The organism is Microcystis sp. M165S2, from assembly GCF_020245885.1.
Classification (GTDB): Bacteria; Cyanobacteriota; Cyanobacteriia; order Cyanobacteriales; family Microcystaceae; genus Microcystis.
Window position 1 is genome coordinate 1 of record NZ_JADBTZ010000404.1, and the last position, 7,952, is coordinate 7,952.

General features: G+C 38.2%; 7 protein-coding genes and 1 tRNA gene. 6 read left to right on the top strand and 2 right to left on the bottom strand.

The window, feature by feature from the left end:
• Positions 1-46: helix-turn-helix domain-containing protein (locus tag IM479_RS22855; protein WP_353737100.1), on the bottom strand; the 46-nt coding region annotated here is incomplete at its 3' end.
• Positions 47-137: 91 nt separating this feature from the next.
• Between IM479_RS22855 and IM479_RS20030 the strand changes: the two genes are divergently transcribed.
• From IM479_RS20030 to IM479_RS20050, 5 genes are all read left to right on the top strand, one after another.
• The gene (locus IM479_RS20030; protein WP_287687031.1) at positions 138-938 is read left to right on the top strand and encodes a pantothenate kinase; all 801 of its coding nucleotides are present in this window, start codon (positions 138-140) and stop codon (positions 936-938) included.
• 149 nt (positions 939-1,087) lie between these two features.
• Positions 1,088-2,155 carry an NAD-dependent epimerase/dehydratase family protein gene (locus tag IM479_RS20035; protein WP_287687033.1) on the top strand — a complete coding sequence of 356 codons (1,068 nt, stop codon included), beginning with the start codon at positions 1,088-1,090 and terminating at the stop codon, positions 2,153-2,155.
• A gap of 193 nt (positions 2,156-2,348) precedes the next feature.
• Complete coding sequence (locus IM479_RS20040; protein WP_287687034.1) at positions 2,349-3,620, top strand: glycosyltransferase; 1,272 nt, start codon at positions 2,349-2,351, stop codon at positions 3,618-3,620.
• A 27-nt stretch (positions 3,621-3,647) separates the two neighbouring features.
• Positions 3,648-4,712: an NAD-dependent epimerase/dehydratase family protein gene (locus IM479_RS20045; protein WP_287687035.1), complete on the top strand. Its 1,065-nt coding sequence runs from the start codon at positions 3,648-3,650 to the stop codon at positions 4,710-4,712.
• Positions 4,713-4,722: 10 nt separating this feature from the next.
• Positions 4,723-6,948, top strand: coding sequence for a hypothetical protein (locus IM479_RS20050; protein ID WP_287687037.1), 2,226 nt, complete (start codon positions 4,723-4,725; stop codon positions 6,946-6,948).
• Positions 6,949-6,989: 41 nt separating this feature from the next.
• Here IM479_RS20050 and IM479_RS20055 read toward each other — a convergent pair.
• Positions 6,990-7,062, bottom strand: a tRNA-Ala gene (locus tag IM479_RS20055).
• 117 nt (positions 7,063-7,179) lie between these two features.
• Between IM479_RS20055 and IM479_RS20060 the strand changes: the two genes are divergently transcribed.
• Positions 7,180-7,731 (top strand): 1,2-dihydroxy-3-keto-5-methylthiopentene dioxygenase, encoded by a 552-nt coding sequence (locus tag IM479_RS20060; RefSeq protein WP_286825886.1) that lies wholly within the window; start codon positions 7,180-7,182, stop codon positions 7,729-7,731.
• The last annotated feature ends 221 nt before the right edge of the window (positions 7,732-7,952 follow it).

A 7,952-nucleotide genomic window follows, 5' to 3' on the forward strand; every position in this document is an offset into this window, starting at 1 on the left:
CTTGTTCGGGTGTGGGGTAAAATCGAAACGAATAGGCTTTTTCCATGTCTCACATTTTAGCATATATTTGGTAAATGCGCTAGTATTTAACGGTAAAGCCGTCGTAGAACGACGGGGTTTCAGACCCAAAATTTTCGATGACTGAGCAAGATACTGACTGGATAGGTTTGATGATCGGCAATTCTCGGCTACATTGGGGGTATTTTTGCGGTCAAACCCTGTTAGCTTGTCTCGATACTCCCCACCTGAGGGAACCCTTAAGTAATGAATTTTTGCAACAAATTTTCCCTAAACTCTTGACAAATAAATGTGAATGTGCATTGATTGTTGCCTCTGTGGTTCCTAGCCAAAGAGAATTATGGGCAAATTATGGCAATTTACGGATAATTACTTTAAAAAATATTCCTTTACTGGATTTATATCCAACATTCGGCATCGATCGAGCTTTAGCTGTATTGGGTGCGGGAAAAAAATACGGATTTCCCTGTTTAGTAATCGATGCGGGAACAGCTTTAACTTTTACGGGAGTGGATAGGGATAAAAAGCTAGTGGGAGGGGCAATTTTACCCGGGTTCAAGGTGCAATTAGCCAGTTTAAGGGAACGGACGGCAGCCTTACCAGAGGTGTCCTTACCGGAAAGATTACCCCAGATGTGGGCAAAAGAAACAGCAGAAGGTATAAGAAGTGGGATAATTTATACAATTTTGGCGGGAATAGAAAAATTCAGTCAGGAATGGTTAAATTTATATCCAGAGAGCGGGATAATTTTAACAGGGGGAGATGGCGACTTAATTAGGGATTACTGGCAAGAAAACGCCATTAAATCACCCCTAGTGGATAGGACGATAATTTTTGAGGGAATTGCCGCAGTTAAGGGAATCCCCTACTATTTAATTGACAAAGGGGAACCTATCTATAGCAAAGACCAAGGTGCTTAGGACAATCCATCGCTGAAACCCTGTTCAGATAAGAGTTTGAAAATTGAAAGCGTCCTAAATAACCCATTATTTGCTATAGTAGAGTCGGGGAAAGTTTTCTCAACTGGGGAAATTTCTCAGCAACTAGGCACAAAATTCAGGATATAGTTATGGCGATCGTTCTAGTAACCGGTTCTGCTGGTTTAATTGGTTCCGAATCAGTACGATTTTTTTGTGATCGGGGTTATACTGTCGTCGGTATCGATAATAATATGCGTCAGGTATTTTTTGGTGAAGACGCTTCAACGGAGTGGAATCGAGCCAAATTATCCCAAGATTACGGGGATAAATACATTCACCATGCTGTAGATATTCGGGATCATGAAGCCATTTCAGCTATATTTAAAACCTATAGTCATGATATATCCTTAATTATCCACACGGCGGCGCAACCTTCCCACGATTGGGCAGCTAAGGATCCCTATATGGATTTTAGTGTCAATGCTAACGGAACTTTAGTATTATTAGAAAATACTCGTCAACAATGTCCCCAAGCAGTATTTATTTTCTGTTCCACCAATAAAGTTTACGGGGATAGACCGAATGAATTGCCTTTAGTAGAAAAAGAATTACGTTGGGAAATCTCGGAAAATCATCCTTATTTTGCTCAAGGTATTGACGAGTTGATGAGTATTGATGCTTGTAAACATTCTTTGCTTGGTGCCTCGAAAGTGGCGGCGGATGTATTAGTACAGGAATACGGTCGTTATTTTGAGATGAAAACTGCCTCTTTTCGTGGTGGTTGTTTAACCGGTCCAAGTCATTCGGGAACCCAATTACACGGGTTTTTATCCTACTTAATGAAATGTACGATGATTGGCAAAGAATACAGTATTTATGGGTATAAGGGTAAGCAGGTACGCGATAATATTCATAGTTACGATCTCGTCAATGCTTTCTATCATTTTTATCAGACCCCGCGAGTAGCAGAAGTTTATAATATCGGTGGTAGTCGCTTTAGCAATTGTTCTATGTTAGAAGCTATTCAAGAATGTGAAGCGATTGCGGATAAAAAGTTAAACTGGCAGTATGTAGAGACTAATCGTATTGGTGATCATATCTGGTGGATTTCTGATGTGAGTAAGTTTAAAAATCATTATCCTGATTGGCAGTTAACCTACACAGTAACAGATATTCTCAAAGAGATTTTTAGTCAAAACGTTAGCCGTTGGACTTAGGGTAAATCAAGAATTATTCTGGTCAATTTTTATCTGCTAGTTTTCCCTCGTTACAAAAGTGATTTTTAGACAAATATACTGCTAGTAATTGAGGGAATCTGTCAATTATTTAACCAGAGGAGATTAATGATGTTATTAATAGAGCAATATTGACCTAGAAAAACTAAACCAGATCATGTTTTAAGAGACTATTATGTTAACTAAAATCTACAACAATAAAATTTTCCGATTTCTCATTGCTGGGGGAGTGGCATTTCTAATCAACTTATTCTTAATTTATTGGTTCATTGATGACTTGGGATTTAATACACCATTTCTGAAGAATGTTGCTAATGTCATTTCGATAGAAATATCTTTAATTGCTAGTTTCTTTATCTATAGAATCTGGGTGTGGACTGGAGGAGATTGGACAATTAGAGATGTGATTTTGATACAACTTCCTCTCTATCATCTCTCGGCAGGTTTAGCAGTTTTACTGCGAGTTTTATTGATATTTCCCTTCTTAAACTGGTTAGGAATTAGCCCCGGAGTTAACACAATGATTGGGGTTTTACTGGGAGCTAGTATTAATTATGTTGCCAGTGATAGCCTAATTTTTAAACCCAAGAATAAGACTAATGAGACAGAAATGTACTATCCCGAAGGATTAGCACCAGCTTTCGAGATGGACGGTTACTCTCACCCACGTCAATCAAGGGATAACTATGCAGTAAAAACCCTATCAATAATTATCCCTGCTTACAACGAAGAAGATTGCATCGAAAGCACCACTCACTTAATATCTGAACGTTTAGAAGAGGATAAAATTGATTATGAAATCCTAGTGGTTAATGACAATAGCAAAGATAACACCGAAGCAGTTCTGAAAAAAATCAACCAAGAAAATCCTCGGATTCGCTACGTCAATAACTATTATCCCAACGGGTTTGGTTTTGCGGTGCGCTGTGGATTAGAAAATTTTAGCGGTGATGCAGTGGCAGTAGTAATGGCAGATAATTCCGACTCTCCCGATAACATGGTGGACTATTATTATAAACTCCAAGAAGGCTACGATTGCGTTTTTGGTTCTCGTTTTATCAAAGGAGGAAAAGTTATTGATTATCCCATTCACAAGTTATTCATTAATCGTTTGGCTAATCTATTCATTCAAGTTTTATTTGGGCTAAAATTTAATGATACCACTAACGCCTTTAAAATCTATCGGAAGGAGGTTATCGAAGGAATCTCACCTCTACTGTCTCACCATTTTAATTTAACAGTAGAGATGCCCTTAAAAGCAATCGTGCGAGGATATTCCTACACGACAATTCCCATCACTTGGCGCAATCGTACCACGGGGATTTCCAAGTTAAAACTCAAGGAAATGGGTAGTCGTTATTTATTTATAGTTCTCTCTATCTGGTTAGAAAAACACCTTTCTAGAGGCGACTATAAGCGCAAAAAGAAAAAAAATCAAGTTGTTTGATAATTATTATCTAGTGGAGTATTTTTGATGAGTAGGCAAGTGTTAATTACTGGTGGTGCGGGTTTTGTGGGCAGTTCTTTAGGTTTGGGATTAGCCCAACTCTATCCCGACTGGAAAATTATCGCTTTAGATAACTTAAAACGTCGCGGTTCTGAATTAAATATTCCCCGTCTCAAACAAGCGGGAATTGAGTTTGTTCATGGAGATGTCAGAAATGCGGAAGACTTAGAAGCATCCGCTTTACCAGTGGATTTAATCCTAGAATGTTCGGCAGAACCTTCCGTTTTAGCTGGTTATACTTCCCCCGGCTACGTTTTGCAAACCAACTTAATTGGAACGATTAACTGTTTAGAATTAGCTAGACAAACCCAAGCAGATTTTATTTTTCTCTCCACCAGTAGAGTTTATCCCATCGCCTATCTTAATCAATTAAACTATACAGAAACAGATACTCGTTTTCAGTTATCTGAACAGCAAGATTTACCCGGAGTTTCTGCTTTTGGTATCAGTGAACAATTTCCCTTAGATTTACCCCGTTCTCTCTACGGTTCCACTAAGTTAGCATCGGAATTGATTATTAATGAATATGGGGATGCCTACGGATTAAGAACTTTAATTAATCGCTGTGGAGTTTTAACCGGTCCTTGGCAGATGGGAAAAGTTGATCAGGGAGTTTTTGCCCTTTGGGTGGCTAATCATTACTTTCAGAAGTCCTTAAAATATATCGGTTATGGGGGTACAGGGAAACAGGTTAGAGATTTTCTTCATGTAGCTGATTTACTCGATTTAATCGATATTCAGATTGCTAATTTAGCACAATTCAAAGGGCAGACTTTTAATGTGGGGGGTGGGCAAGATTTTTCCTTGTCCCTTTATGAAACTACAAAACTATGTCAAGAAATCACGGGCAATAGTATAATGATTGAGGCAGTTCCCGAAAATCGCACCGGAGATATGCCAATTTTTATCACTGATTCTCGCAAAATCAGTTCTATGACTGGATGGCAACCCCAGCGAGACGGTAGAAAATTAATCCAAGATATTTTTGATTGGATTTATGATCACGAAAAGGAATTAAAACGTATTTTTTAACTGAACAATTATGCAGAAAAAATCTATCAAATCACCTGTAGTCGTCAAGGGAATACTAATTATCATTACCGCCTACTTTTTTCTGGCAAATTTGCCTATTATTGATTGGTTAAAAATTGGTTTAGATGCTTCTTGGGCTTTTGCTATTAGTGATGCTGCTCATAAACAGTTAATTTTTGGTAAAGATATTATCTTCACCTACGGACCCCTAGGCTATCTGATTCATGGCACATCTTTAAATCACAACTTTTCCCAAATTATCTATTTTCGCTGGTTGATACACCTTTGTCTATTAGCAGTAGTTATTCTCAGATTATTATTTATTAACGAATATAGCAATCAAATAGTTTTTGTGCTGTCAATTATTTTTGCTACCCTAGTAGGAAATCCCTACAACAGTATCGGCTTTACTGCTGATTATCAGATGATATTTATCCTCCTGATACTCATGTCTTTTGATAACTTTTTTCAAAAGTACATCAATTATTTGGCTATAGCTATTGGGATCATCACCGGGTTCTCCATACTCACCAAACTAACTTTAGGAATTTATCTAGCAGGCAGCCTGTTTATCTACATATTTGTTAATATTGTTCGGGGATATTTTCAAAAGTCAGCATCGATAGTTATAAAAAATGTTCTCGCTGGTATCAACTTAACTTTAACCATTCCTTCCATTGCCTTTATTTTTCTCTATCCAGCTTCCTCTAACCGAGCCTTTATTCACATTATAGTTAATCTTTGCATTGCTGGAGGAGTGGCTTTAACTCTCTGGTTTATTGTCAGATCTGCCCGCCTATCGGCACCCCCCTTATTAAGGGAAGCAGGGGGGATCAAGGGCAAAATCTATCTTCTATTTAATCAGAACCACTTACTTAACTTGTTACCTCTGTTAGTATTTTATGGGCTTTATGGGTTACTTCTCCTCCAAACAATTAATCTAAATAATTTTCCCTCTCTCCTGGGATATTTGAGCAATTCTTGGCAAATTTCTTCTGGTTATTCCAGTGGGATGAGTATTGTAGGAAATTACCCGCGTTTACTCATTGCCTTGCTCTGCTTTGCCTTAAGTTTGCTTTTAATGTCTCTGGCAATTATAGAACAAAAAATTAGTCTAGCTATTGCCTATAGTTTTACTATGTTTTTATCATTTAAGCATGGATTTGTTAGGCAAGATGCTCACGTTGTTGTTTTTACACTTGTGGTTATTCTCTTAGCTTCTCTCTATACAACAATTATTAAAAACTCTCGGTTGAAGAAAATTGCTTATTGTGCTTGGGGAATGATTTTTTTGGGATGTATTATTATCACCTCTAGTCCTAATTGGACTATATTGGAAAATGCTCGCCAGTGGAGTAATTTCAGTCCCGATAGAGTGGTTAATAATATCGGGGTTGTCATTTCCTCTATGCTTAATCCCACAGAATTAAAAATGCGAGGTGAAAGGAGTACAACTAAAAATTTACAAGTCATTGCTGCCGCTACCAAAATACCCGATTCTGTGCTGGAAAAAGTGCAAGGCAAAACTATTGATATAATTCCCTGGGAATTTTCACTTATTCCGGGCAATCAGCTTAATTGGAAACCACGGCCGATTATTCAATCCTATTCTGCTTATACAGAAAAACTGGATGAACTAAATTATCAAAGCTTATCTCAATCTCCCAGAGATTATCTGATTTATCACTTTCAATCTATTGATGGCAGACATCCTTTTTTTGATGAACCTAAAGCTTTTTCCTATGTGGTTTGTAATTATCAACTTGACTCGGTAAATTCGCCCTTCCAAGTCCCCGCAATCAAAACCAACTTTTATCTTCTAGAAAAACAAAATCTCAGTCGTTGCAGTCCAACTTCTCTAGGAGAGACCACTAATATTACTTGGGAGCAAGTCTATGAATTACCTACTCGTAATAGTGGGATTACTCGTGTTCAAGTTAAATTTGAATATTCTTGGTTAGGTAAAATAATCAAAAAAATATTTAGAATTACTCCTGTGATAATTAACGTTAATTATCTTGATGGAACTCAAGCCAATTTTCGCTTTCTTCAAGATAATTCAGCTAATGGAGTTATCCTTAGTCACTTACCAAGAAATGATCAGGAATTAATGGCATTTTTTCAGGGAAAATTACCGCCACAAGTGAAGTCTTTTAGCTTTTCTGTCAGTAATCCTCTGCTATTCTCCCCAGAAATAAAAGTAACGCCTTTTTGGGAAGTTGACACTGGTTCATAATCTTTCTTGAACCTTGAAAAGCGGTTAATATCTCTGGAAAATGGAGAATAGGGAACTCGAATCCCTGACCTCTGCGGTGCGATCGCAGCGCTCTACCAACTGAGCTAATTCCCCATATAATAGACCATAATAGCATTTTTGAGCAGAAAATACTAGGAACTGGCAAAAAATCGAGCGGCTCCTCTCTGGAAAACTTTAAAATGGAAAAAGTAATCTTGAGGATGATAACCAATGGCGATACTACGCTTAGAGAATGGGACAACTTATACCCAGTTAGCCGATATTAGTCTGGAATTGGCCAAATTAAATGTCACTTTAAACTATTGGCCGATCGAAAACGAGGCCACCCGTCAGCTACTTAAGCAAGCTTCTCTGACTGACGAAGAAAAAGAAATAGTTTTAACCAGCTTAGACGGTTATTTTAAGCAACTAAAGCAAGAAGCGGGTTATCAAGCTAGAGATTTAATCGTTTTGCACCCTGAAATTCCCAATCTCGACACTTTACTGGCAAAGTTCGAGCGCTGTCACACCCACGCCGACGATGAGGTGCGTTATATCATTGATGGAGAAGGGGTTTTTGGCTTTGTCTTTGCCGATGGTTCTCAGGGGGAATTAACTATTCAACCTCAAGAATATATCAATGTTCCCGCCCAGAGCGAACACTGGTTTCACCTCACTGCCAGTAAACGAGTTAAAGCAGTGCGTTACTTCACCAGTACCGCCGGATGGGTTCCCGAATATACGGAAACTGTCATTCGTTTTCCTAGTTTAACAGCCCTGTAGCCTTTGGTTTCAGGCGAGCGCTCTCCCCATAAGACAGATGAGTAGGTGGGTATTAAAAACTTTCAGACACCCCCCTTATTAAGGGGGGATTAAGGGTAGGGCTGTTTCATTCTCCCATCAGAATATCAAAAGTAAAAGCGATCACTGTCAGGTAAAATGAAAAGTGACCGCCAACTTTTAAAATATATGTTGAGCTTAATAGAAAAACTGAAACAAGTCAA

Bases quoted from the DNA above. Each gene is read 5' to 3' on its own strand.
- IM479_RS20030 (WP_287687031.1), top strand. From the start codon at position 138: ATGACTGAGCAAGATACTGACTGGATAGGTTTGATGATCGGCAATTCT.
- IM479_RS20035 (WP_287687033.1), top strand. From the start codon at position 1,088: ATGGCGATCGTTCTAGTAACCGGTTCTGCTGGTTTAATTGGTTCCGAA.
- IM479_RS20040 (WP_287687034.1), top strand. From the start codon at position 2,349: ATGTTAACTAAAATCTACAACAATAAAATTTTCCGATTTCTCATTGCT.
- IM479_RS20045 (WP_287687035.1), top strand. From the start codon at position 3,648: ATGAGTAGGCAAGTGTTAATTACTGGTGGTGCGGGTTTTGTGGGCAGT.
- IM479_RS20050 (WP_287687037.1), top strand. From the start codon at position 4,723: ATGCAGAAAAAATCTATCAAATCACCTGTAGTCGTCAAGGGAATACTA.
- IM479_RS20060 (WP_286825886.1), top strand. From the start codon at position 7,180: ATGGCGATACTACGCTTAGAGAATGGGACAACTTATACCCAGTTAGCC.